This is a genomic window from Rufibacter soli (assembly GCF_054781795.1).
The window spans coordinates 1-23,268 of sequence record NZ_BAAGTS010000006.1; the positions used below are offsets into that span (position 1 = coordinate 1).

At 52.1% G+C, this 23,268-nt stretch carries 20 protein-coding genes and 2 tRNA genes; 5 read left to right on the forward strand and 17 right to left on the reverse strand.

The window, feature by feature from the left end; translation table 11 throughout:
• Nucleotides 1-104: 104 nt before the first annotated feature.
• The 3 genes from ACYVJQ_RS18595 to ACYVJQ_RS18605 form a co-directional block, all read right to left on the reverse strand.
• Nucleotides 105-178: transfer RNA gene (locus ACYVJQ_RS18595), tRNA-Pro, on the reverse strand.
• 141 nt (nt 179-319) lie between these two features.
• A complete protein-coding gene (locus tag ACYVJQ_RS18600) occupies nt 320-907 on the reverse strand; it encodes a hypothetical protein (RefSeq protein ID WP_460894624.1) in 588 nt (195 codons plus the stop codon).
• 235 nt (nt 908-1,142) lie between these two features.
• A complete protein-coding gene (locus ACYVJQ_RS18605; RefSeq protein WP_460894625.1) occupies nt 1,143-2,930 on the reverse strand; it encodes an ABC transporter ATP-binding protein in 1,788 nt (595 codons plus the stop codon).
• Nucleotides 2,931-3,077: 147 nt separating this feature from the next.
• On the opposite strand from ACYVJQ_RS18605, the gene ACYVJQ_RS18610 reads away from it, so the two are divergent.
• Nucleotides 3,078-4,178, forward strand: a complete 1,101-nt coding sequence (locus ACYVJQ_RS18610; protein WP_460894626.1) for a Glu/Leu/Phe/Val dehydrogenase dimerization domain-containing protein — start codon at nt 3,078-3,080, stop codon at nt 4,176-4,178.
• A gap of 380 nt (nt 4,179-4,558) precedes the next feature.
• Here ACYVJQ_RS18610 and coaE read toward each other — a convergent pair whose 3' ends face one another.
• The 10 genes from coaE to ACYVJQ_RS18660 form a co-directional block, all read right to left on the reverse strand.
• Nucleotides 4,559-5,158, reverse strand: a complete 600-nt coding sequence (gene coaE / locus ACYVJQ_RS18615) for a dephospho-CoA kinase (RefSeq protein WP_460894627.1) — start codon at nt 5,156-5,158, stop codon at nt 4,559-4,561.
• Nucleotides 5,159-5,161: 3 nt separating this feature from the next.
• A complete protein-coding gene (locus ACYVJQ_RS18620; RefSeq protein ID WP_460894628.1) occupies nt 5,162-6,061 on the reverse strand; it encodes a YbbR-like domain-containing protein in 900 nt (299 codons plus the stop codon).
• Nucleotides 6,062-6,150: 89 nt separating this feature from the next.
• Nucleotides 6,151-6,486 (reverse strand): preprotein translocase subunit YajC, encoded by a 336-nt coding sequence (gene yajC, locus ACYVJQ_RS18625; RefSeq protein WP_460894629.1) that lies wholly within the window; start codon nt 6,484-6,486, stop codon nt 6,151-6,153.
• Between the two features lie 15 nt (nt 6,487-6,501).
• A complete protein-coding gene (locus ACYVJQ_RS18630; RefSeq protein ID WP_460894630.1) occupies nt 6,502-7,044 on the reverse strand; it encodes a DUF1573 domain-containing protein in 543 nt (180 codons plus the stop codon).
• A 29-nt stretch (nt 7,045-7,073) separates the two neighbouring features.
• Entirely contained in the window at nt 7,074-8,069 is a 996-nt protein-coding gene (locus ACYVJQ_RS18635) for an isocitrate/isopropylmalate dehydrogenase family protein (protein WP_460894631.1), read from the reverse strand.
• 11 nt (nt 8,070-8,080) lie between these two features.
• Complete coding sequence (locus ACYVJQ_RS18640) at nt 8,081-8,386, reverse strand: YtxH domain-containing protein (RefSeq protein ID WP_460894632.1); 306 nt, start codon at nt 8,384-8,386, stop codon at nt 8,081-8,083.
• Between the two features lie 120 nt (nt 8,387-8,506).
• Nucleotides 8,507-9,646: a transcription antitermination factor NusB gene (nusB, locus tag ACYVJQ_RS18645; protein WP_460894633.1), complete on the reverse strand. Its 1,140-nt coding sequence runs from the start codon at nt 9,644-9,646 to the stop codon at nt 8,507-8,509.
• Between the two features lie 634 nt (nt 9,647-10,280).
• Nucleotides 10,281-11,447: a hypothetical protein gene (locus tag ACYVJQ_RS18650; protein ID WP_460894634.1), complete on the reverse strand. Its 1,167-nt coding sequence runs from the start codon at nt 11,445-11,447 to the stop codon at nt 10,281-10,283.
• 227 nt (nt 11,448-11,674) lie between these two features.
• On the reverse strand, nt 11,675-12,847 hold the full coding sequence (locus tag ACYVJQ_RS18655) for a hypothetical protein (protein ID WP_460894635.1): 1,173 nt from the start codon (nt 12,845-12,847) through the stop codon (nt 11,675-11,677).
• 269 nt (nt 12,848-13,116) lie between these two features.
• A tRNA-Val gene (locus ACYVJQ_RS18660) sits at nt 13,117-13,191 on the reverse strand.
• Nucleotides 13,192-13,363: 172 nt separating this feature from the next.
• Here ACYVJQ_RS18660 and ACYVJQ_RS18665 point away from each other — a divergent pair.
• The 3 genes from ACYVJQ_RS18665 to ACYVJQ_RS18675 all read left to right on the forward strand — a co-directional run bounded on the left by ACYVJQ_RS18665 (nt 13,364) and on the right by ACYVJQ_RS18675 (nt 18,082).
• Nucleotides 13,364-15,883, forward strand: a complete 2,520-nt coding sequence (locus ACYVJQ_RS18665) for an AsmA family protein (RefSeq protein WP_460894636.1) — start codon at nt 13,364-13,366, stop codon at nt 15,881-15,883.
• 62 nt (nt 15,884-15,945) lie between these two features.
• Nucleotides 15,946-17,121, forward strand: coding sequence for a serine hydrolase domain-containing protein (locus ACYVJQ_RS18670; RefSeq protein WP_460894637.1), 1,176 nt, complete (start codon nt 15,946-15,948; stop codon nt 17,119-17,121).
• Nucleotides 17,122-17,233: 112 nt separating this feature from the next.
• A complete protein-coding gene (locus ACYVJQ_RS18675) occupies nt 17,234-18,082 on the forward strand; it encodes a tellurite resistance TerB family protein (RefSeq protein WP_460894638.1) in 849 nt (282 codons plus the stop codon).
• 70 nt (nt 18,083-18,152) lie between these two features.
• Here ACYVJQ_RS18675 and ACYVJQ_RS18680 read toward each other — a convergent pair whose 3' ends face one another.
• Both ACYVJQ_RS18680 and ACYVJQ_RS18685 read right to left on the reverse strand, forming a co-directional pair.
• Nucleotides 18,153-18,932: a tetratricopeptide repeat protein gene (locus ACYVJQ_RS18680; protein WP_460894639.1), complete on the reverse strand. Its 780-nt coding sequence runs from the start codon at nt 18,930-18,932 to the stop codon at nt 18,153-18,155.
• 57 nt (nt 18,933-18,989) lie between these two features.
• The gene (locus ACYVJQ_RS18685; RefSeq protein ID WP_460894640.1) at nt 18,990-20,105 is read right to left on the reverse strand and encodes a mechanosensitive ion channel family protein; all 1,116 of its coding nucleotides are present in this window, start codon (nt 20,103-20,105) and stop codon (nt 18,990-18,992) included.
• Nucleotides 20,106-20,177: 72 nt separating this feature from the next.
• Here ACYVJQ_RS18685 and ACYVJQ_RS18690 point away from each other — a divergent pair, with 72 nt between their 5' ends.
• Nucleotides 20,178-20,534, forward strand: a complete 357-nt coding sequence (locus tag ACYVJQ_RS18690; protein ID WP_460894641.1) for a hypothetical protein — start codon at nt 20,178-20,180, stop codon at nt 20,532-20,534.
• A 142-nt stretch (nt 20,535-20,676) separates the two neighbouring features.
• On the opposite strand, the gene ACYVJQ_RS18695 is transcribed toward ACYVJQ_RS18690, so the two are convergent.
• A complete protein-coding gene (locus ACYVJQ_RS18695; protein ID WP_460894642.1) occupies nt 20,677-21,903 on the reverse strand; it encodes a Glu/Leu/Phe/Val dehydrogenase dimerization domain-containing protein in 1,227 nt (408 codons plus the stop codon).
• Nucleotides 21,904-22,722: 819 nt separating this feature from the next.
• Nucleotides 22,723-23,253: a hypothetical protein gene (locus ACYVJQ_RS18700; protein WP_460894643.1), complete on the reverse strand. Its 531-nt coding sequence runs from the start codon at nt 23,251-23,253 to the stop codon at nt 22,723-22,725.
• Nucleotides 23,254-23,268: the final 15 nt, after the last annotated feature.

The window sequence follows — 23,268 nt, forward strand, 5'->3', positions numbered from 1 at the left end:
AATCCGTGCGCGATTTTTCCATGCTTAGTGTCGCGAGTACTGTCGCGAGGTAATAGTCTTGCATAAAAAACGGCCTAAATTGTGAGTTTAGGCCGTTTTAATCGTCGGAATGGCAGGATTCGAACCTGCGACCTCCAGCACCCCATGCTGGCGCGATACCAGGCTACGCTACATCCCGATCATTGGTATCTGCTGCAAAGAAAGTGAAAATTTGGGTGAAGCAAAAGGGTAGAGGCCTTTTGTAGGGGTAAAAAATTTAACATATCGGGTAAAAAGTAGATAGCCGGGGAAGTGGCAGAAGGACGTGCCTCTGGTCTTGCTACAGCCTGGTGGTTTTCACTTTCAGGTGATAGGTGCCTGTGACCGGTTTTGGGGCCATACTGGCGTTTACCTGGGTCATCGCCATTTTGTACCGTCCCTTTATCTGGAAAATAGCTTCTGAGCCATTCCGCCCCATGTATTTCACGGCCACCACCTCATTGTATGAATCAGTAGACAGCCCTTCCTGACTGATGAGGAACCAACGGCTGCCTTCCACCACCGGCACCTTCATAGATAGCTGAAAAGGCAGGGTATGGTTGCCCAATTCCTGTACCGGGTATTTTTTAACGTTGCCCGGGGCCACCATGGAGCTGCTGTCCTTGGGGAAGGAAAGGAAAAACGTGTTATTCGCCTGGGCGGAGGTTCCAAACGTGTAATACGTCTGGGGATCTAACCCGTAAGACGGAAGGTCCAGCAGGGTGCAGTCCATTTTATTTTCCCAATCCGGGGTTTTGAAACTGAAGTGAAGGTCATCGGCAACCATGGGGACATCAGGCTCGGGGTCCAGCAGTTTGCAGGCGGTAAAGCCCAGGCCAAGCAGGCAAATTAGCGCACGGGAAAGAAAGAGGGTAAAGCTGCTTTTCATAAGGGCGTTGCGGTGGGTGAGAGCGGGCGGGGCATACAGGCAGTAAAAATAAACTGCCGGAAGCTCAATGAGTTAAATATAAGTAAACCAACGGGCTAGGGCAATACATGCGTCACAGAAACCGGTACTTTTCCTGCAAGAAGGGTAAATAAAAAAGGAGCCCCACTGTTCAGGCAGAGGCTCCTTTTTCTTTGTGCGTTTTGAGCCTGTTTTTTGAAAAACGGCCTTAATACGCTTATTCCACTTCGTCGGTCTGCAATTGGCGCTCGTAGAGGGCGCGGTACAGACCATCTACATCGGCCATGAGTTCTTCATGGGAGCCGTGCTGCACTACCACGCCATCGTCCAGCACCAGAATACGGTTGGCCAGTTTCACGGAACTTACGCGGTGCGAGATAATGATGGAAGTACGGTTGGCCATCACGCGCTGCAGGCTGTTCAAGATAGCATTCTCGGTTTTAGTATCTACCGCCGAGAGCGAGTCATCCAGGATCAAAATCTTGGGCTCCCGGGCTAAGGCGCGGGCAATGGACACGCGCTGTTTTTGGCCACCAGACAAGGTAATGCCGCGCTCGCCCAGCACCGTGTCAAACTGCTGCGGAAAGCGCATGATGTTTTCGTAAACGTCGGCGTCTTTGGCGGCCTGTAGCATCTTCTCTTCGGGCAATTCATCCACCCCAAAACCAATGTTGTTCCTGATGGAGTCAGAGAACAGGAATACATCTTGCGGCACGTAGCCAATCTGGCTGCGCAGGTTGGTGATGTTGTAGTTTCTGATGTCTTCGCCGTCAATGAGAATGCGGCCACCAGTGGTGTCATACAGGCGGCACACCAGCGCGGCAATGGTACTCTTACCCGAACCCGTGTTACCGATCACCGCCAGCGTGTCGCCGGGATTAATCTGGAACGACAGCTTCTTGAGGGCATAAATGCCGGTGTCTGGGTACACAAAATCCACCTCGTCAAAGACGATGGCGCCCCGTATATCTTTCTCCAGATTCTGCTGCGAGATAATATCTGTCTTGGTGTTCAGGAACTCATTGATGCGTTGCTGTGAGGCGGCCGCGCGCTGCACCAAACTGGTGGTCCAACCCAGGGCGGTCACTGGCCAGGTAAGCATGTTCACATAAATCAAAAACTCGGCAATGACCCCAGGGGTGATGCTACCATTGATAACCTCCTTACCACCTAGCCACACGGTAATGATGGTGCTCAGGCCAATCAGGAACAGAATGAGCGGGAAAAACAGGGAATTCACGAAGTTGAGCTCCAAGGATTTGTCTTTGTAGGTGTCACTGGCCTTGGTGAAGTTGGCGTGTGAGTCCTGCTCCCGCACAAAGGATTTCAAGACCCTGATTCCTGAGAAGGCCTCCTGTACAAACGTGGTGATGCCGCTCAGGCTCTTCTGGATCTCGTCTGATTTCTTCTCAATGATGTTGTTCACGTAGTAGATGCTCACGCTCAGGATAGGCAGTGGCAAAAGCGTGTAGATGGTCAGTTTCACGTTCACAGACAGCATGTACGGAATCACCATCAGGAACAAGACCAGCAGGTTAATGCCGTACATGATGGCCGGCCCCAGGTACATGCGCACGCGGCTCACGTCTTCAGAGATGCGGGCCATGAGGTCACCGGTGTTGTTCTTGCGGTAGAAGGAGAGGGGCAGCGTCTGGTAGTGGGCGTAGATCTCGTTCTTGAGGTCGTTTTCAACCAGGCGGCTCATGACTATAATGGTCTGCCGCATAAAGAACAAAAAGATACCGCGCAGCAAGGCCATGAGCACGATCACCGCCCCATAGAACAAGGTACTGCGGGCGAAGGTGTTATAAACGGTTTCCTGCTGCGGGAACCCTTCGTGCAGTTGGTACATGGTTATGCCTTCGCGCACCAGATCAAAGGCGTGGCGCACCACCTGGGCCGGTATAATGGCGAAGATGTTAGAGACAATCACAAACACAATGCCCCAGAACAACCGGAACTTATATTTGAGTAGGTATTTATTCAGGTATTTTAATGATTTCACGGATCTATTGTCAGAGAAACAGCGTACTAACACTTGTTAGTTTTTTCTTGCTGTAGTTAAAATATAAACTTATTTTTGCCTTAAAATTACCAATTCGCTTTTCTAATTTCTAACAAAAGAAAATTGGTGTTATTCGCTCCATATAACATGATAGAACTTAAAGAATTACCCGTAACGCAGGAATCTTCTGTTTTTAACCAAATAAGCGAGAACCAACACGAGCAGGTTGTTTTCTGCCATGACCACGAAACCGGCCTGAAAGCCATTATTGGCGTTCATAACACCGTGTTAGGACCAGCCCTGGGCGGAACCCGTATGTGGACCTACGCCTCTGAGGCCGAAGCGTTACGTGACGTGCTGCGTCTGTCACGCGGCATGACCTTTAAATCTGCCATCTCTGGCCTGAACCTGGGCGGCGGAAAGGCCGTGATCATAGGCGATTCCAAGAAAGACAAGACCGAAGCCATGATGCGCAAGTTCGGGCGGTTTGTGAACAACCTGAACGGAAAATACATCACCGCCGAAGACATGGGCATGACCACCCAGGACATGGCCTACATTGGCATGGAAACCAAATACGTGGCGGGCTTACCAGAATCGCAGGGCGGAAGCGGCGACCCATCTCCGGTGACGGCTTACGGTACCTACATGGGTATGAAAGCCGCCGCCAAAAGAGCCTGGGGCAATGACAGCCTGGCCGGCAAGAAAATCTCTGTGCAGGGCACTGGCCACGTAGGAGGTTACCTGATTGAGTACTTAGCCAAAGAAGGCGCCCAACTGTTCATCACTGACATTGACCAAGATCGCTTAAAGCGTATCTCCTCGGCCACCGGCGCTACCGTAGTGGGCCTGGACGAAATCTATGACGTTGACGCGGATATCTATTCGCCCTGCGCCATGGGGGCCACCATCAATGACAACACCCTTTCTCGCTTGAAGTGCCAGGTTATTGCCGGTTGCGCCAATAACCAGTTGCAGGACGAGAACGTGCACGGCCCGGCGCTGGTAGAACGGGGTATCATCTATGCCCCAGACTTTTTGATCAATGCCGGTGGTATCATCAACGTGTACTCAGAGGTGAAGAAACTGAACCGCGACTGGGCCATGCAGCAGACCGAGCAGATCTACAATACCACGCTCAATATCTTCAACAAAGCCGAAGCGGACAACACCCACCCGCAAAGAGCCGCCATCCAGCTGGCCCAAAAGCGCATTGATGATATGGCGAAGATCAAGCAAACCTATTAATCTTTTTTCTTCCCTTTTTGAGGGCAGGATTTCTATAAAAGCGTTTCGGGGCCGTTTTTCAGAAAACGGCCCCGAAACGCTTTTTCATTTCAAGTCTTTAAGCCGCAAAGGGCAAGTGATTGCTATCTCAGATGCATAATGGGAAAAGCCATTGGCATAAACGCTCGCAGGTCATGCAGACGCTTCAAGATTTTTAGAGTTGCCAGTTTTGCGTTGGGAGGGAAGAAGGTATCGGCGTTACCCAAACTAAATGGCAGATGCAGGAATAGTCGCGCTAGCTTCACTTCTATGGACGAAACCTGTCCCTTTTCCAAAACGGCCCAGGTTCAGGCGTTTTAGGCCCGTTTTCCGGAAAACAGGCCTAAAACGGAAACTGCTTGCTACTTTGAGGCTAACTTCAGAAAAGCTTCATGCAGTTTCAATACCTGCGGAAGGACCAGTTGCGTGTCATCATTGTAAAGCACGAAGGGAGAACGCCGCACCCTTTCTTCCTCGGTTAATTGTTTGGCCATGATGGCTTCCACGTCAAGGCTGGTGCGGTGCGGGTCGCGTTGGAGGGTACGGGCCAGGCGTAGGTGCGTGGGGGCAGACACCGTGAGCACATGGTCAACCTGGGTATAGGCATTAGACTCAAACATGAGGGCCGCTTCTTTCAATACATAGGGCGCGGCTTGGTGCGCCTCTAACCAGATATGGAAATCTTTGCGCACCTGCGGATGCACTAGCGCGTTTAACCTGGCCAGCTCAGGGGCGTTATGGAAGACTTTCTGGCTGAGGTAGGCGCGATTGAGGTTCTGCTGGACATCAAAAGTCTCAGGCCCGAAGGCGGCAATCAATTGCTCCCGCAGTTCAGGGTCATGGTGCATCACCCATTTGGCACGGGAATCTGAATCATACACCGGTACGCCCAGCAACTGAAAACACCGGCACACTATGCTCTTGCCAGAGCCAATGCCGCCGGTAATACCTATCTTAAGCATACGCTATTGCGGTGTTAGGGAGATTTTCACGCGCCCCGGCTGTACCGTAATGCTTTTGGTCTTGGGCGACCGTTGCAGCAGTAAAGGCGCAATGGTGGAATCTGCGGGATCGAATTTCTGGAAGTCCAGGGCTACCTGGAACAGTTCAGGCTTTACCAGGTCCCTGTTTTTAGGTAAGTATGAATACTGTACCAGAATAGGTCCGTTCAAAACCCGTAGAAGCAGCCCAGGCGGGAAATTCTGCAGCACCGGCTGTACGGCCACTTCTTTGCGTTCCAGCGGCACTACTCCAAACTGTACCTCGGCCTCGCTCACGTCTGCTTTCACCAGGGTGGTAAAATCATAGGTAAGGGGCAATTCTCCCTTGAAAGGGGCCTTCAAAACGTCGGTGGGCAGGGCTAAGGGGTACGGGCTGGGAAAGAGGTTCAGGATTTGCTCAGGACCGGTAAACGTTACGGAGTCTGGTCGTACTTTTAAGGGACCCATATACCCATAACCAGCCTCTAGTTTCAACTGGGTGGTGTCAAGAGTCAGGGGAACCTTGCGCGTGACCAGGCGGTCAAAGTCAAAGGTGACTGTGTCTGTGGCCACAAAGTTAAGGCTAAGGCCATCTAAGGCCCCGGAAATGGCAGGCCGAAGGGCGCTACCCGGAAGGCGTTTCAAGTAGGGTAATCCCCTAATGGCCAGCTCGGCGGGTTTCACGTTGAAGAGCAGGTTCTTCTGCAGTAGTTTCCAGCCTTTGCCGGTCACGTTGATCATGACCTCTTCCGGTAAGGGTTTTACCGGCACCAGCACTTTACGGTCATAGATAAACTCTATGGGGTAAGAGACCTGGGTGGTGTAGTTTTTGTTGAGGGCATTTAAAAGCCAAAAGGTAGCCGCCGTCAAAAAACAAAGCAACACCACCCTCCAGTACTGTTTCTGCCTGGGCGAAAATGGCCTCAGTAACCAGAGGAGGGCGTTCTTTGTTTTCTTTAACGGCAAGGTGTCCTTTAAGAATTAGTAGTGCTTTCAGTAGTGGCGCTGTTCACCCGGCTGGTGGCCTCTACGGCAATAGCTACTTTGTCAAACTTCAGTTTAATGCCTTTGTCTACCTCTATCCAGACGGTGTCATCATCAATGCTGAGCAGACGGCCGTGCAGACCACCTACGGTGACCACGCTCATGCCGCGTTTGAGTTCCTCTCTGAACTTCTTCTGGTCTTTGGCCTTTTTCTGCTGTGGCCTGATCATGAAGAAATAAAACACCAGGATGATCAACCCGATGAAAAGGAAATTAGAATAAAGGTTAGCCCCTTCTGGGGTAGCTTGCAATAATACGGTTAGCATAAGGTTGCTCTGAGATTATAAACGAACAGGACCGGCTGCTCCCGCCTGTGGCACTGCGCCCGTGATGTTGGTCTTAATGGTCAACTGGTTGATCTGAGGATCTGTGTTGGCCGTAATAGTGATTTGCTTAGACTGCTGGCCAGATTTGCCGGTTGGGTCAAACTCTACTTTGATGGTACCGGTCTTGCCTGGGGCAATAGGCTCTTTTGGCCACTCAGGCACGGTACAGCCGCAGGTGGCGGTAGCGCTCTCAATCACCAACGGGGCCTGGCCGGTATTGGTAAACGTAAAGGTATGGTTTACCTTTTTATCCTGCTTGATGGTACCAAAGTCAAACTCGGTTTCCTTGAACGTCATGACCGGCTTGGGTGCGTTAGGATCAATGGCTTGCTGGCCAGAAACGTTAGGGTTAGTGGCAGGGTCATTGGCGGGCACGGTGGTAGCGGCAGTGGTTTCCTGCGTTACGGTAGCGGTAGTGTCCGTCTCAGTTTTTTTCTCGCAGCTGGTAGTCCAAAGACCGCCGGCCAAAAGCAAGGCAATTACAAATTGTTTTTTCATGATGGTAAATCCTCAATAGGTAGGACAAGTTACAAATTAGAAATGATATGCTGCGCAAATTCTGAGGTAGAGGCAGTGCCACCCAGGTCACGGGTACAGCAGTTTTTATCCAGCAGGGTTTTCTCCAGCGCCTTTTCTATTTTCTGCGCCTGCTCCGTTAGGCCCATGTATACCAGCATCATCAACGCTGACCGTAGCAGGGCGGTGGGGTTAGCCAGGCCTTGGCCGGCAATGTCTGGGGCAGAACCGTGCACAGCCTCAAAAATGGCCATGTCATCGCCAATGTTGGCGCCAGATACCACGCCCAGGCCACCTACCAGACCCGCGCACAGGTCAGAAAGGATATCCCCAAACAAGTTGGTGGTCACAATCACCTGGAACTGCTCTGGCTTACTTACCAGCTGCATGCACATGTTGTCAATGATCTTATCCTCCCACACCACGTTCGGGAATTCTTTAGAGGCATCGGCGGCAGCTTCCAGGAAGATGCGGCCCGCTGACTTTAGGATGTTGGCTTTGTGAGCCACGGTCAGCTTGAGCTTGTGCTGGTCTGCGTATTTGAACGCGGCGCGCACTATCTTGTGACTGCCCTCTACGGTTACCCGGGCAATAGAATCAGAGATGCCCAAGCGCTCGTCAAAGGTCTCCAGGCCGGCGTACAGGCCTTCGGTGTTTTCCCGGAACAATACCAGGTCCACGTTGTCAAAGCGGGTCTTGATGCCGGGCGTGGTCTTGGCCGGGCGCACGTTGGCGTACAGATCAAACTTCTGGCGCAGCTGCACATTTATGCTCTTGAAGCCTTTGCCTACCGGAGTAGTGATGGGGCCTTTCAGGGCAATGCGGTTGCGCTCCAGAGAGTCTATCAAGGATTGCGGAATGAGTTCGCCCATGGCGTCAAACGTGGTTTGACCGGCGTTTTCTTCTTCCCAGGTAATGGGCACTTGTGCGGCTGCAAAGATCGCCTTTACGGCTTCCGTGATCTCAGGACCTATCCCGTCGCCGGGAATTAGGGTAACGGTTGTCATGGGCAAGGGGCTTATATTTCCTTTTTACTGTTGATTTGATTGATGAGGGAGTCCACGTCTTCCAGCAGGCGCTCAGCTTTGTCGCGGGCGTCTTTGATCACGCGCTGGCCTTCGGTTTTGGCGGCAGAGCCCGGCTCTTCGCGGCCAGCAATAAGCTCGTCTGTTAACTCCAATAGTTTGGCCCGGTATTTCTCCAGCTGGAAGCTTAGCTTATCACGGGTTTCACGGCCTTTCTCCGGCGCAAACAAGATACCCAGCACGGCGCCTGTGGCGATACCGGTGGAAAAGGCAAGGATGGCGTTGGTCTTTTTGCCCATAGTTTTGGTAGTGTTATGTGTGTGGTTGCAATAGCCTTTCTGTTTCTGGCCTGTTTTACGCAAAACAGGCCAGAAACGCCTAAAAGGGCTTGTTGTCTACTTAACGGAAAACCGCCCGGATTATTTGTTGTCCAGCAAACCACGCCCCGATTTACGGATGGCGCCGCTGCTGATCAAATCCTGAGACAGCTTGTCTAGCACCCCGTTGATGAACTGCTTACTCTTGGGGGTACTGTATACTTTTGAAATGTCAATATACTCATTGATGGTCACCTTTACGGGAATGCTCCGGAAAATATGCATTTCGCAGAGGGCCATTTTCAAGATGATCTTGTCCAGCAGGGCCACGCGCTCCACATCCCAGTTCTGCACGCTGTCAGCGATCATCTTCTCGTACTTCTCGTCATCCTTGAGGGTCTCATGGTAGAGTTCCTCAAAGAAGGCTTTGTCATCTTCCCAGCTAGGGGAGAGATCCAGCAAAGCCAGGTGTTCATCTGTATTCTCCTCCAGCATCTTGATGGATTTGTTCACCAGGTTTTTCACCACAGATTTGTTCTCTACCCAATTGAGGTCTTTCTCCTCAAACAGGGCCTGCAGGTTCTCATCTTTAAAGATAAGGTTTTTGAAGATATGTTTTAGCAGTTCATGGTCCTGCTCATAGGTGGGCTCTGAAATCTCCAGCCAGGCCAGAATCTCAGGGTCATTTTTGAAGTTGCTGCGGTAGATTTTCTGGATGAGCTCCTGCTCCCCGGCCCAGCTCAGGTTCCTTCTGATAATGCGCTGCTCCAGAAACTTGTTCTGCAGGAGTTTCTGCACCGCCTTGTTGTTGATAAGCGGGTGAAGGTCAGCATCCTGGCGTTGCGTGAAACGGGTGGCGGCTTTCTTCTCTTCGCCTTCAATGAGGTACACAATCTCCTGCAGAAGGGCCAGCGTGAGCAGGTAACGGTCATAGATTTCCTCTACGGCGTTCACCATCTGAGTACCGAAGTACTTAAGGTCTTTGCGAAGGGAGTTTTGGTAAAAGTTAACGGCGGCCTGGGAGGCGTCCAGGATCTCACGGTCTTTTTCCTCGGTGTCAAATTTGCGGGTCTCATACCACTCTTTGAACATCAGGCTGGCTATCTGCTTCTGGCCTTCCAGTTTTTTTCTGTCTTGTGCCTCAATGGCCATCAGGTCTGGGGCGAAGCGGTCCGCAATTAAATCCAGGGCCAATAAATAGTTGGAGCCTTCTGCCTGCACGTAGGCATAAATGGCTTGCATGGCTTTGATACGGAGTATTCTGCGGTTGAGCATGATAAATAAGGAAAGAACGTGGTGAACGTGAAAAAAGCGTTAAAAGTTGGCGGCCGTTCTAAGGCCCTTTAGGACTTTTACGGTATTGCCGCCAATTCTGCCGCAAAGGTCCGAACTTGTGGAGGAAGAACCAAACTTGTTTCCTTTTTATTCTAAGGCCGGCCGGTTTCCTACCCGGCAGGTAAGCCCATGCTGGCTAGCCGTTTTAGGCCTGTTTTTCTAAAAACGGCCCTAAAACGGCTAGGCTGAATTCTGAAGTTAGTAGCGAAGGTAAAGTCTTCTCTACCTCATTAAAGGAGGATGGAATGCGTGCGGTGAGGCTTACGCCTCAGGGGAGTTACAAACTTCCCGTCATAGTGGGTCCAAGTTGAAAACTTGAACCAGGGAATGGGTAAAGGCGTTTTGAGCCTGTTTTCTTAAAAACAGGCTCAAAACGCCTTTACCCAAAAAAGTTTATCCTGCAAAGCTGGCCTTCTCCTACTCTCTTCAAAGGGGACTGGAAGCGTGTTTATTTGAACTCAGCACTCAGAACTCAAGACTCAGAACTATGCGCAGTTGGACCTTGAAACTGTTACATAGGCAGTCATGCTTTTACAGGCTATCACCTGATAATGGGGTAGCGGGTAAATGGTTTGGAAGGGTCAAAGATCTTGCGGTAGGTATTGTGCGTTTTGCAGATCACCGCGCCCAGGGCGCGCGTCACCATCATCATCTTGGGGTTGAAGTCGCCAATCCAGTTCATTTCTATTTCGGGGGCGCCGTAGTCAATGACGGGTTGCTGGGACCATTTGATCAGATAGCCGTCCACGCCTTTGCTCTGGAACTCGGGCACTACGCCAAAGATGATCCCAAATACTTTTTTGTCGCGGCGGCGGCTGTAGCGCCATTTGTAGTAGAGGAACTTAGCTTTCCCCCAGAGGTCAAAGCGGCCGTGCAGGTGCTTGAAGATCTGGTTCAGCTCAGGCAGCATAAGGAAGAAGGCAATGGGTTTCTCATTGTAGTAAGTGAAAATGAGAAGCTTTTCCTCCATGACCGGCTTCATGCTGTTGATGAGCTTGCGGGCCTTCTCCAGGGTCATCTCATTGATGCCCGAGTGGCCGGCCCAGGCCTTGTTATAGACCTCCAGGAAATCCTGGGCCAGCTTCTCCATGTTCTTCTTGGAGCCGTGGCCCATGCTGAAGCCAGGGTCCTGCTCTATTACGGCGGCCCGTTCCAGAATTTTGGGGTTCAAAGGCGCGGTAGTGCTCATCTTATAAGTATACTGCTGAAAATACACCTGAAACCCATAGGCCTCAAATAGCTGTTGGTAGTAGGGCAGGTGGTAGAACATACCGTAGTTGGGCTCGGTGAAGCCCTTTACCAGCAGGCCCCACCAGCGGTCCCGCTCCCCGAAGTTGATGGGGCCGTCCATGGCTTCCATGCCCTGGGCCTGCAGCCAGTCTTGGCAGGCGTCAAACAGGGTGTTGGCTGCGGCCTGGTCATTGATGCACTCAAAGAAGCCCATGCCGCCGGTCACGTACTCAGAGGCGTTCTTGGTTTTGTCGTTCACGAAGGCAGCCACCCGACCGATAGTCTGTCCCTGGTCATCCTGCAAGACCCACCTGATGATCTTGCCGTTCCGGAAGTTGGGGTTGCGCTTGGGGTCAAAGACCTGCTCAATGTCCTGGTCCAGGGGCTGTATCCAGTTGGACTGGGCTTGGTAGAGGCGCACGGGCAGTTGCAGGAATTCTCGGACAAGGGCGGGGGAGGTTACTTCAAGTAAAGACATAGTGGGTACGGCTTAGGAAGGCAAAAATACAGAATAGACGGCACATGCTTTCCGATGGGGTAAGGCAAGTTTACAATAGAACATGAGATGCCCCAGAGAATTGACTTCTGGCTGTGGGCAGCGGCGTCATTCCCTGGGGCATCTTCTGGTCAGGACCTTCTGCTCTGCCGCCGGGTATATGGTAGCTGAGTTGGGGCTCCTGGTTGTGTTCCCGTTTTTTAGAATCTTTATTTCTTGCAACCGCACTCCCACCTGTAGTTTTCAGAGAACTGGACGGTTACCTGGGGCACAGTGGGGCTTGGCTGGTATTTAGAGGAGATGGGGGCTTGTCCTTTCATGGGCCCGGAAAGCCAGGTGATGCCGCCTGTTTTGGCGTTGTAGCTATACCTGCCGGTGCCGCCGTCATCCAGCCAGCGGTAGGTGCCATCTTTCTTGAGCTCAAAGTAGCCTTTGTAGTCAAACCGGTAGGCGGGGGTAGTGTTTGGGCCGTTCCAGATGGATTGGTGGCAGGTGTACTTGCCAAATACCAAGGGGCCGCCATGCACCACTTTGGTAGCCGGCGACGTTTTCGGAGCCTTGGCTTCCAGCTTTCTGTTCCATTCGGCGGTGGCCTTGGCTACGTCTGCGGCATATTGGTTCTGCAGGGAGGCGTCTCCGGCAATGGCTTTCTGGTAAAAGCGGTCGGCGGGTTTGCCCTGGGCGGCCAGGGAGACGGCGGCAAGGTAGTTCACATAGGGATTGTTGGCATCCCGGGCCAGGGAAAGGTTAAATCGGGTCTCGGCGCTCCCAAATTCCCCGGCCTCATAATATTCAATGCCGCTATGAGCCTCCTGCCCCGGGCTAAACATCTCCGTCTCTTTGCCGCGGGTGGCATTGGAGTGTTTGATTCTGGCAATGTATGCCGCCAACCCTTGATTGGAGGAAGCAGGGGCGTCTTTTTTGGGTTGTTCAGGGTCTTTAGGAGTGGGAGTGGGCGGATTGGTAGTATCTGTAGAGGCGCTTTGCGGCATGTCTTTCGCATAGCGCTCCTTAAGGCTGGGGGTTAGGGCAAAAGCCTGGTTCAAGAATTGTTGGGCCTGCTTGGCCTTTTCTGGCTCATTTTGCCGGAGCAGCGCAATGGCTAGCTGGTAATTGGAGAAAGGATGGTCTTTCTGCCGCCGTAGAATAGCCATGAACCCGGCCGCCGCCGAGGAGTAGTTTCCGGCCTCAAAATATTCCTGGGCGTACAGGAAGTCTGACCCGATAGACATAAAAGCCGTCTCGTTGCCGCCTGTTATTTTAGAGGATTTCAATTTTTGCACATAGGCTTCCAATTCATCTGGTGCGTTTTGGGCAGACACCTGGGCGCATGAAAAGAAGAGCAAGCAGGCCAGTAAGAGGGTGGGTAGTTTTTTTGCCATGGGGAAACAGCTAAAGGTCAGAAAGATAGATATTATTCAATAAAGATATAGAAATCTAAATATAATGCATATTGACGCCGGTGAATTTTGTTGGGAGGGAAGGGCGTACTTCTTGTAATTCTTAAAAGGGACCAGCTACCACAGTTGGGCGGCAGGAGATTACGTGTTTAGGAGATAGAAGAAGGCTGGTTGAAAAGGCTACAACCGGCTGGGGGCTGCCAAAATATGGCAATAAAAAAAGCCTCACTGGGTAGGTGAGGCTTTTGAAGTGGGGCGTGCTGGATTCGAACCAGCGACCCTCTGCTTGTAAGGCAGATGCTCTGAACCAGCTGAGCTAACACCCCTTCTTTTTGTTTTGGCGACCTTTTGTCCCCGTTTGATGATGCAAATATGGGGGATGTTTTCTTATCTGCCAAATCCCATCCTGAAAAAAATTAAAAATTTTCTCTTCGTCAACTAACCATTGGAGGGGCGCGGCAGCCTTTATATATTTAAACCCTGAAAATCAGAAAGTTTGTGGAGCTAAGAAAAAAGGTGGTGCGGTACCTCTTGGGTGCAGTGGCCGGAATTTTTTTGTTGATGACGTTGGTGGTGGGGGTACTTTACTTCTACCAGGATAAAATTATCCAGCTGTTTCTGGCCGAAGCCAATCAGCATATCAAGACCAAGGTAGCCGTAGAGAAGATAGAAGTCACCTGGTGGGAGCAGTTTCCACAGATAGCCATTAGCCTGCACAACGTTGAGATTACCGAGACCGTGCCCGGCAGCACCCGCCCGCTGGCCAAGCTGAAGAAAATCTACAGCACCTTTGCGCCCTGGGACCTGCTGGGCGGTTCTTACCAGATACGGGAAATTCACCTGCAAGACGGAAACGTAGACGTGCGCGTGCTGCCCAACGGAGACGTCAATTACCTTTTCTTCCAGACGGCAGATACTACCCAGGAAGGAAAACTCAGCTTTGACCTGCAGCACATAGGCCTTAAGCGCGTGCACCTGGTGTACGCAGATGAGCACCGCAAACAGCGCTATGAAGTGCAGGCCCACACACTGACCGCCGCCCTTGAGGTAGCCGAACCGCTCATCAAAATAAAAACCAAAGGCAATGCCTTTATCCACACCCTCAACGTGCAGGGGAGCGAGTTCCTGAAACAAAAGGAAATCACGGTGGCTAGTCAGTTGGCCATTCATACCCAGCGCAAGCAGATCTCGGTGCAGCCCTCAGACCTACAGATAGGCAAAGCCGTGTACCAGTTGGGCGGTGAGATTGGCTACGGGAAACAAACAGTGCTTAACATGACGGCCAAAGGCAAAAACACCGATGTGCAGTCTATGCTGGCCTTGCTTCCGCCCCGGCTCACCAGGCAACTGGCCCAATACCGCAGCAACGGCGACATCTATTTTGAGGGAACCGTGAAAGGAGAGGTGTCTTCCCGCAAAAGCCCGTTTATTGACGTGTTCTTTGGGGCGCGGGGCGCTTCCTTTTACCATCCAGACTATAAGGAAAAGATAGAAGGCCTGACGCTGGAAGGGCGGTTTACCAACGGGGTGCAGCACAGCAGCCAGACTTCTGTGCTGGAGCTGCGCAACCTCAAGGGCAATCTGCGGGGCAAGCCTTTCTCAGGCCAGGTGATGTACAAGAACTTCGCAGACCCACACCTACAGGTTCAACTGAAAGCTGATGTAGACGTGGCACATGTGTTGGGTATTTTTCCGGTAGCGGAGATCAGGACCGGCAGCGGACACATGCAGGTAGAGCTTGCCTTTGCCGGTAACCTGCGCGCCTTTAAAAACAACCCCAGCAGTGCCGCCATTAAAGCAGATGGGGAAGCCGTGTTGCGGCAGGTAAACCTGCAGTTCAGGAAAAACCCTACGGCGTTCAGAGGACTCAACGGCACCTTCATTCTCCGGAAGAATGACGTGGCGGTTTCAGACTTCTCTGGCCGTATGGGCGACTCTGATTTCCTGGTGAATGGGTATTTTAAAAACGTGCTGGCCTGGGCGTTCCTGAAAGGGCAACACCTGCGCATAGAGGCAGACGTGGCCTCGCGGTCTATGAACCTGGACCAGATTCTGGCGGCCTCTGAGAAAATAGCCGCCGCAGAAGAAAAAGAAGCCGGAAGGCCCGCCAAGTCTTCTTACGCCTTCAATATGCCCACCCGGCTGGAACTGGACCTAAATGCATCTATAGGTCGGGTGCAGTTCAGGCGGTTCAGGGGCAAGCAGCTGCACGGGCAGATACGGTTAAAAGACAAGGTGCTTTCTACGCCTAATTTTGCGCTGCAGGCCGCCGGCGGAAGCTTCAAGGTGCGGGGCAGTATGGATGCCCGAAACCCGCGCATCAAAATCAGCTCCACGGCCACCCTCACCGACATAAAAGTAGACACACTCTTCTATGTGTTTGAGAACTTCGGGCAGTCCTTTATCACGCAGCGCCACCTGCACGGCGACCTGTCTGCGCAGATAGATTCTGACATTTACCTGGACCATACCTTAACCCCGCTCACTAACCTGGTGCAGGCTGAAATAAAGATGAATCTGCGCAACGGCCAGCTGCTGGACTTTGCGCCCATGCAAAAGCTAAGCGCCTTTATTGACCGCCGCGAGCTCTCTAACCTGCGTTTCTCTGAGATCAGGAATAACTTCTACATCCAGGGCCGCACGGTGTACATTCCCGAAATGGAGATCAAGTCCAGCGCTACTCGTCTCTCTTCCATCTCGGTCTCGGGTACACACACCTTTGACCAGGTAATGGATTACCGTGTGCGCATTCCGCTGGGCCGGGGGCCCACTAAACGCGACAAAGACGAGCGCTTTGGCGTGGTGGCCGCGTCTACTGCCCCCAACCCCAACCTGTTCCTGACCATTAAAGGCCGCGAAGGAAACTTTAAGGTGGCCTATGACCAAGAGAAAGTAAAAACCAAGGTGGCCGCCGATTTGAAACAGGAAAAGCAGGAATTGAAACAGTTGATTCAGCAGGGAGGCAAGAAAGAAGAGAAGAAAGTGGTGAAGCCCTCAACCGAGTATTTTGATTTTTAATCGTCTATAAAGGCTTCCCATTTTAAGCCCATTTTCTGAAAACAGGCCCAAAACCCACTACTATGAAAAGATATCTGTTTAGGCTTGCGCCTATGTTACTGCTGGGGTTGTTGGCATGCCAGCCGCAAACACCCACCGGCACATCCTCAGGCAATGCCTCTGCCAAAATCTATTACCCCGGCGCCGGCGATAACTGGGAAACCCGTAAGCCGGAGCAGGTGGGCCTTGATGCCGAGCTGCTGGCCCAGGCGGTGGACTATGCCCAGACCCAGGAAACCAAGCGGCCCAAAGACTTCTCTGACCAGGAACAGATCTTCGGGAAGTTGTTGGGTCCCATCCCGAAGGACCGCGCCAGCACCAACGGCATCATCTTGAAGAACGGGTACATTGTAGCCGAATGGGGTGACACCAAGGCGGTAGACCCCACCTACAGCATCGCTAAGAGCTTTTTGTCTACCATTCTGGGTATTACCCTGGACAAAGGCATGATCAAAGACGTGCATGACCCTGTGGCCAACTACATTAAAGATGGCGGCTATGAATCGGAGCACAACAGAAAAATAACCTGGCACCACCACGCCCAACAGACCAGCGAGTGGGAGGGAGAGCTGTTTGGCAAGAGCCACACCTTTGTGGGCAAAGAGGAATTTGGCAGTGGCGAACGCAAACCGCGCGAACTGAAAGAACCCGGCACTTTCTATGAGTACAATGATGTGCGCATTAACCGGTTATCGCTTTCGTTGCTCAGGCTCTGGAAAAAGCCCTTGCCCCAGGTGCTCAAAGAACAGATCATGGACCCTATAGGCGCTTCTAATACCTGGCAGTACCTTCCCTACAAAAACTCTTATGTAGACGTAGACGGCAAGCAAATGCCCAGCGTGAGCGGCGGTACCCGCTGGGGCGGAGGCCTCTGGATCAATACCCGCGACGAGGCCCGTTTTGGATACCTGTTTCTGCGCAACGGCCGCTGGAAAGACAAGCAGCTGGTCTCAGAGAAATGGGTAAAACAGGCCACCACGCCCGGCCCCGTAGGCCCAGATTATGGCTACCTCTGGTGGCTGAACACCCAGAAAAAGCAATGGCCCAGTGCCCCAGCCACCAGTTACGCTGCCCTGGGCGCCGGTTCCAACACTATTTGGGTAGACCCAGAGCATGACCTAGTAGTAGTGTGGCGCTGGCACCAGACAAATGGTGATGAGTTCTTCAAGCGCATTCTGGCAGCGGTAAAAACCAAGTAAAAATAGTAGGGCGAGTTGGCGTTTTGAGGCTGTTTTTCCAAAAACAGCCTCAAAACGCCAACTCGTTTTTAGTCACCTCGTTTGTGTTATTCTACACTAACACAATGAAACTATGGCTGAAGAAACCACCACCTTACTAAAAGACTACACAGATCAGGAAAAAGGTGCATACCTAGGTGCCCTGGCCACTATTGCCTCTGCAGACGGACACGTCTCTGAGGAAGAGATCACCTTTCTGGGCCTTTTAGGCGAGGCCGCCGAACTCCCCCAGAACCTGCAGGAAGAAGTTATCTCCATTGCCAAGAACCCCTCGCAGATAAGCCTGCAGCGTTGCCTTGACGTGCTCAAGGGCAGCCCGCTGCGGTTCTCCTTTATCACAGATATCATCAGCTTCGCCAAATCTGACGGCGAGTACTCACAGGAAGAACAGAAGCGCATAGCCGAGGTGGGCAACTACCTGGGCATTGACCAGAAGCAGTTCAGCATTCTGGACCAGTTTGTAGACACGGCCAACCAGGCCCAGGAAAAAGGCGAAGACCCTACCTCCCAGTCTTTCCTCAATAAAAGCGGCTTTGGCGATATGTTCAAGAAAGCAGGTATCTCGCCGGGTATGGTGGCCGGTATGCTGGGTGTTTTGGCGCCCATGGTGATTAGCGGCATGATGAACCGCCGCCGAAGCTCCGGTATGGGCGGCATGATGGGCGGTGGCATGGGTTCCATGGGCGGCGGAATGGGTGGCCTGCTGGGCGGTCTGTTAGGTGGCGCCATGGGCGGAGGTATGATGGGTGGCCGAGGCGGTATGTTTGGTAATGGGCGGTCAGGCGGCCTGGGCTCTATGGCCTCTATCTTAGGCGGGCTGGGTGGCCGTAGCGGCTACGGCGGCGGTATGGGTTCCGGTGGCCTTGGTGGCCTGCTGGGCGGTCTTCTAGGCGGTGGCCGAAGAGGCGGAACCGGCTGGTAGATTTCAAGCAGCTTTTAAGATTCCCGTTTCGGGGCTGTTTTCTGAAAAACAGCCCCGAAACGGGAATTTTCTATATGTCCTGACGGTATAAGTTGGCCAAGTTTTTTAGGGGTCTTCCAATTATTTTTTCTGCTTCTGCCTGGGCCGTTGCTCTCTGAGCTTGGGTAAGGTTCTTTTCCAACTCTTTCCCGAAGTTGAAGTGCTTTTGCTGTTCCAATACTGAGAAGTCTCGTTTTCCCTCATTGTACAGTAGAAACCACGTGTAGCCGATAACGGCATTTTTGGGCACGTATTTACCGGCCTGGTACATCTGGGCCAGCTGTAACCTGGAGGAGGTGATGTTGGCGCTCTGGTCCAGGTTCTCTGGGTTCTCTAAGGCACCCAGTCTTCGGGCCCAAATTAGCATGGAATCTATGCTTTTCTCTGTCCCATACCCTTGCAAGTAAGACGTAATGACGTTGACCATACAGTCGGTATCCTTTAGCTCAGCGCATTTTAAAGACCAACTGAAGGCTTTTCGGTGGTCTTGCTTTATTCCGCGCCCCGTGGCGAAACTGTAGGCGATTTTATATTGGGCGTCTCTGTAGCCTTGGTTGGCGGCCTTTAAAAACCACTCGTTGGCTGTCTGGTCATTCTGGGCCACCTCCAGCCCTTGTTGAAAGGCAAAGCCATAGTTGTACTGCGCTTCAGGGTTCCCCAGTTCAGCTGCTTTCTTGAGCAAAGGTAAGGCCCCCTTGAAATCATTTTTGGCCAGGTGCTCTTTAGATTTCCGGTTCAAGTCCGCTGCAGATTGCCCAAAGGAACTAAACGAAATGGCCCAAAGTACTACCGGCAATAAGATTCTTTTCACTGCTTTCATGCAATTTAATTAGTTGGCAGAAGGGTGTATCGGCAGATTTTCAAACAACTACTCTTCCTCCCGCCTCATGTAAACCGTCTGCGTAGGGAAAGCGAACGAAGACCCATGTTTCTCCACAATGTCTACAATCCGGTAGTTGATTTCCTCTTTCACGTCAATGTATTGGTCCCAATCCAGGGTATCAATGAAATAGAGCACCATGATTTCTTTGGCGTGCGGGCCCAGGTGAAAAAACCGGACGCGGCCGTCCTGGTTAGTGCGGGGGTACTCGTCAATGAGGTGCTGTATATCAGAGACAATGGCCTTGATCTGTTCTGAAGTAGTGGTGTAGGTAAGCGTTAGGTCAAACTTTACCCGCCGGAATGTGCGCAACGTGAGGTTATCCAGGGGCTTGTCAATCATGCTCTTGTTGGGGAGCGTCACATAGCTTTTCTCCATGGTTCTGATGCGGGTACTCCGGAAACCAATCTTCTCTACCGTGCCCGTGATCTCCCCCACTTGTACCAGGTCGCCTACCACAAAGGGATGATCCAGGAAAATGGTAAAGGAGGCCAGCAGGTTCTCCAGGCTTTCCTTGGCCGCAAACGCGATGGCCAAACCACCCACCCCCAGACCGGCCACCAAGCCCGCCACATTCACCTTGAACACTGTTCCCAGCACCACAAAGAAGCCAATGATCACAATGATGACCTTGGTGAAATCCACGAAGAACGGCACCAGTTGGTCATCTAGCTTGGAATGCGTCTTGGCCGCCCGCTTAGAGAAGAACATGCCAAAGAAATCCACAATCCGCATGGTTACCCACGTGATGGACACAATGAGGAAAATGCCGTAGATGCGCTGCAGAATGCGTTTTAACCCCAGTTCATCTTCTTTGGGCAGGCCCAATTCAGAAGGGTAGGTGAGGGAATCAAAGGCCAGGTACAGGAATATCAGAAAGGAGAGAAACTCCAGCGGGGTCACCAGCAGGCGCTTGAATTCATCCTTGGTTACCTCTTTGTTGAAACGCTTGATAATGACGCCAAATAGAATCTCAGAGAGAAGCTTGGAGACCAGCGTCTTAAACAGGAAGCCAAACAGCATGATGCCCAGAAAGACCAGGTATTGCTGTACGGTATTGCCTAGGAAAACAAACCTGAGAATATCTGAAAGCTGATTCTGCATTTGTTAAAGTCTTTCCCCCTTGCAACCAATGCGGTCGGGCAAGGGTCATGAGGTAAATGGAAGGTTAAATCTATGAAACGAAAAGTTCTATCCCAGCTTTTTGCCCTGCTAATTGTGTTTTCCCTGCCGGGCTGCGACTTTCTCAACGACTCTCCGGAAGAGGGCGAACTAGTCATGGGCCAATGGCTCAGCTACCAACTAACCCAGTGCGCTGACCCTTGGGAACCCTGCCCTTTACAAGACGCCAAAGCCTGTGCCAAGGAATACATCTCAAAGCAGGGTTTTACAGTTTTGGAAATTTCCGTCACCAGAGAGAACGACGGTGCCTCCTGTTTAGCATGTACCTGTTTAAACGGGCAGGTGCTAAAGGTGAAGGTGAGCGAGCCAGACGTTTCTAAATTGTTGGCGGTGGGGTTTAAGAAGCAGTAATAGAGAAATTTACTTTCGGCGATAATCTTGTCTAGCCGTGCATGCAGGGATTTCTAAAAAAGAGCAAAGACCTGCTTTTGCCCTGTTTTTAGGAAACGAAGGCAAAAGCAGGTCCGGGAGAATAGCGTACTTAACTGCAGTGTTACAGCAACTGGCTTAAGGCAATCTCAAAACAGGTTTTGGCAATTTCGGTTTTCTGCGGGTTCCGGGCATGGGCGTTCTCCAGTGCCTGACCAATAGTGCGGGAAATATCTGAGAAGATGGCCTCATCCGTTATCTCCACATCCTGTTCCATGAGGTAGGCAAACACGCGGGCCATGCCGCAGTTGGCCACAAAGTCGGGGATCACCGATACTTGCTGATCTGCGAACTCGCCGGTGGCACCGAAGAAAATTTCCTGGTCTTTGAACGGCACGTTGGCCCCGCAGGAAATAACCTCCAGGCCGTGTTGCTGCATGCGGGCTACCTGCTCCTGAGATACCAAACGGGACGCCGCCGCCGGAATAAATACCTCAAAGCCCAAGTCCCATACGCGGGCGTTCACCTCATCAAAAGAAAGAAGGTTGTCTGCCGTTAAGGCGTTGCCGTGGCGGTTCAGGAATAGGTTAGATATTTCCTCAAACGTAAAGCCCTCTGGGTTGATCAGGCCGCCGGCGCGGTCAATGATGCCCACAATCTTTACGCCTTCAGCCGCCAGGTAATAGGCCGCAGCTGCCCCCACGTTACCCCAACCCTGAATTACCGCCCGTTTGCCCTTTAGTTGACCACCCCAGATTTCATAGTAATGGCTCACCGCCTTGGCTACGCCGTACCCGGTGATCATGTCGGCTACTGTGTATTTGCGGGCCAGCGAAGGGGAGTAGTGCACGTCTTCCAGTACTTTGCTCACGCCTTGGCGCAGTTGGCCCAGTTTGTTGATTTTTTGTGGCTCGGTGGCTTTAAAGTGGCCGTTCACAATGCCTTCCTGGGGGTGCCAGAGGCCATACTCCTCGGTGATGGGAATCACCTCGTGTATTTCATCCACGTTCAGGTCGCCGCCGGTGCCATAGTAATTTTTGAGTAGGGGGTAGACGGCCCGGTACCAGCGCTCCAGCACGCCTTGCTTGCGGGGGTCTGCCGGGTCAAAGTTGATGCCTGATTTGGCACCGCCAATAGCCGGACCCGAAACGGTAAACTTCACTTCCATGGTTTTCGCCAGCGATTCTACCTCGCGCTTGTCCAAGCCTTTGCGCATGCGTGTGCCGCCGCCGGCCGCCCCTCCGCGCAAGGAATTGATCACTACCCACCCTTCGGCTTCGGTTTCAGCATCTTTCCACTCAAACACAATCTCAGGGCGTTTATTCTCAAATTTGGACAGCAGGTCTTTCATAACAGGAGGAAGTTTTCTGGGGTTATGGGGCAAAGGTAAAAGATAACGGGCGTTTGTTGGTAGTAGTGGTCGGAAAAGAGCTTATTAGAAGCTCTTTTCCTTTTTGAATGAAGTTTTTGCCTTGTGGTTCTATTAGTCTCTGTCCTTGTTGGTGTTCATAGGCCTAACAATTGAGACTTTTTCTCCATTTGATCTTGTGCATGCCTTTCCGCCTGCTGCTGGCGTAGGTCCAGCCTATGCCTTAAGCCCTTATGCTTGGTTGTTGCATGGTTTCCCTCCGAGCGCTCACGGCCGCGGGGCCCCGTCTTTCCCCCCTCGCACTGCCCTTGCGGCCGCTTTGCTTTCTGCCCTTAGTCCAGCCACTGCAGGGCCACAAGCGAGGCGCTCAGAGTAAAGACTGGAATCGAGGGAATGCGTGGGAAGGTAAGTAGTGTTAGAGGTTGTTAGCGTTTTAAGCCCGTTTTCCCGAAAACAGGCTTAAAACTCAATTCTGCTTCAAAAACCGCAATACCGCCTATTCAACGCAGACTCCCCCCTTGAGGATTGCCCGAACGAGAGTTCGAGGCAGCGAGCGAAGCTCTGAAGGGGGGTGTTTACACAGGAGGGCACGCATATCGTCCCCCTTTGAAGGGGGTAGGGGGATGACCACTCTTGCAGATCAACTCAGAACTCAAGACTCATGACTCAGCGCAGCTGTTTTGTTTCCAGCCCGATTTTCCAAAAACAGGCCCAAAAAGTGCTTCTCCACATGCCACCAGAACCCACAAAAAAGCCGAAGCAATTGCTCCGGCTTCATGCCTTTCCTGAAAAGGAAAACTCTTAGTTAGTGCCTTGGGTATCGGCTCCTTTTTTGCCTTTGCCGGCTTTCTTGGCTGGGGTTTCCTTTTGACCTTGGTCTTGGGTTCCTTGCGGCTGAACTTGTTGGCCTTGTCCTTGTGCCTGGGCACCTTGTCCCTGTCCGCGTCCTTGGTTGCCTCTTTCCATCTGCTGGGCCAGGGCCTGGGCAAATTTCTCTTGCTGGGCAGGAGTCAATACCGCTTTGATTTCCTCAGAACGCTTTTGGGCAAGGGCCTGCATGGCTTCGCGGTCTGGTCTCTGGCCGGGAGTGCGAAGTTTTTCACCTTCCTGTACGGAGGCCAAGACAATGGTTCTGATTTTGGTGGCTTGCTCTGGTGTTAGGTCAAGTTGCTTCTCGTAGCGTTTTACTTGCATTTCGGCGCGTTCTGCCGGAGTTGCTCTTTGACCGCCTTGTCCTGGGCCGGTAGGGCGCTCTTGGGCGAAGGCTGATGTTCCAGCCATTAAAGCCACACACAGGGTAGCGGCTTTGGCTAATCTTTGTAAAGTTTTCATACTGTTTGGTTTAGC